Genomic DNA, 1429 nt, shown 5'->3' with positions numbered 1-1429 from the left:
GGATCGATGTTCGATCTGTCCGGCAATGCCTAGTGTCATTACGAGCATGCATTGTTCGCCGGAGCTGGCCCTTCTTAGGGACAATTCTCGAGTGTCACCGGGCTCGTGTTCTTTCCAGATTTTTAAATCAAAAAGTTTTACTATGTTGTGATTTAGCAAAGTTAGCACAGCCATAGCGAAATGCTTGTCAATAAATCCTTCTCGGTATCTGCTTATATAGTCAAAGTCTAGTTTGAATAGGCTGTCTCTCTTGGTGTCCAGCCTTTCCATTGTGTAATTCAGAGCATGTGCTATGTCGTTTTTTATCTCTTGCGGTAAAGATCTAAAGTTTTCAAATATGCGATCTTCAAGTATTTCTTCAAAACTATCGTCTATTGCGTTGCCACGGGTGTCCGTAAGCAATATCCCTACATCTTCGTAGTCGACAAAGTATCTTTGATCCGGGTTTTCGGGATCCTTTATAGCAATTTTTCTGTTTATGTTTAATTTGAAAACAAAGCTTAGTTTTGCCTCAATTTTCAATAGTCTGAATATTTCGTTTAAATTTTCGTGTCTCTCAGACTCTAGATACTTGTTTATTAGTCCTTTGGTGGCTGATGACATCAAGGCCATGGCATTCGTCGCATACATGCCGGAGCTGCGCATGCCAATATAAGAATATATTGAGCGGAAGCTAGTAGTTTTGCTCCTGGGTATGCTGGGGAATTTATCAAAAGGGCTAGTTGATACGGCCAAAATCTTTGATGGAATAAAGTCATTGGCACGAAAAAAATAAGTGCTTTTCTCGTCAATCATTTTTGAGTAATTAGAGACGATTTCGCTTAAGAGTCTGCTTTTTCCTGTACCATTTCTTCCAATAATAATTGAAAAGCAGTTTTCATCTTCAAATAGGCTCTTCTCTGCTAGCGGTATAAACCTATCTTCAAAGGGGAATTCGATGATGCGTCCCATTCTGATTCCTTGCTATGCCAATATTAGGGCCGTTGGTACCTCTCGATAACTGTTAGGTCTATCCTAGATAGCTGCCTATACGGTTGCTTCATCGAGGCGCTCATCATCGTGCAGATTGAATCCGCTTTGGTGAGCGGCGACGGAAAATCCCATGGTGGTGCAGGGTTTTGCAGGTTTTTCGTTGCCTATCAAACAATAGTCTAAGCCACGTCCCATGTGGAAACGTTCGTCCTGCAGGGGTGCAGAAAAACCGACACATTTAGCCCGCAGGTGTGGCGGGAGGACAACAGCGCGCGCCAGGTGATAAGGCTGTGGTGGCCGGTGGCGTTCACCTGGGAACGCAACGCTTGTCGGCCGCCGTCAGGGCACCGCCAAACCCTCTGCTTTCGAGACGCCAGCCAAGGATTCGATGATCCGGCATTCCGATATGGTCCCGCCGTGGCAGCACGCCAATAGACGTTGCAATTCGCCCTCTAGG

At 45.0% G+C, this 1429-nt stretch carries 1 pseudogene; it reads right to left on the bottom strand.

Annotation, left to right across the window (positions count from 1 at the left end):
* Positions 1 to 951 (bottom strand): annotated as a pseudogene (locus tag QKY98_RS23325) (hypothetical protein); the annotation flags it as partial.
* Between the last annotated feature and the right edge of the window lie 478 nt (positions 952 to 1429).

The organism is Pseudomonas sp. HR1 (assembly GCF_030175875.1).
Classification (GTDB): domain Bacteria; phylum Pseudomonadota; class Gammaproteobacteria; order Pseudomonadales; family Pseudomonadaceae; genus Chryseomonas; species Chryseomonas oryzihabitans.
The sequence above is the reverse complement of the archived record's forward strand: the minus strand, read 5'-3'. Positions and strand labels throughout refer to the sequence as shown.